Origin of the sequence: Phyllobacterium calauticae, from assembly GCF_019991125.1 — a bacterium.
Classification (GTDB): domain Bacteria; phylum Pseudomonadota; class Alphaproteobacteria; order Rhizobiales; family Rhizobiaceae; genus Phyllobacterium; species Phyllobacterium calauticae.
Genome location: NZ_JAGENB010000044.1, coordinates 1 through 420, shown reverse-complemented (window position 1 = coordinate 420; position 420 = coordinate 1). Strand labels below are relative to the sequence as shown.

The 420-nt window shown below is 46.2% G+C and carries 1 rRNA gene; it reads left to right on the top strand.

Annotated elements, in window-relative coordinates:
* Window positions 1-420, top strand: a 16S ribosomal RNA gene (locus tag J1W56_RS25880); the annotation flags it as partial.

The window sequence follows — 420 nt, the reverse complement described above, 5'->3', positions numbered from 1 at the left end:
GGAATATTGGACAATGGGCGCAAGCCTGATCCAGCCATGCCGCGTGCAGGAAGACGGCCCTATGGGTTGTAAACTGCTTTTGTACGGGAAGAAACACTCCTACGTGTAGGGGCTTGACGGTACCATATGAATAAGGATCGGCTAACTCCGTGCCAGCAGCCGCGGTAATACGGAGGATCCGAGCGTTATCCGGATTCATTGGGTTTAAAGGGTGCGTAGGCGGTTTAATAAGTCAGTGGTGAAATCTTGTCGCTCAACGATAAAACTGCCATTGATACTGTTTGTCTTGAATTATTGTGAAGTAATTAGAATATGTAGTGTAGCGGTGAAATGCTTAGATATTACATAGAATACCAATTGCGAAGGCAGATTACTAACAATATATTGACGCTGATGGACGAAAGCGTGGGGAGCGAACAG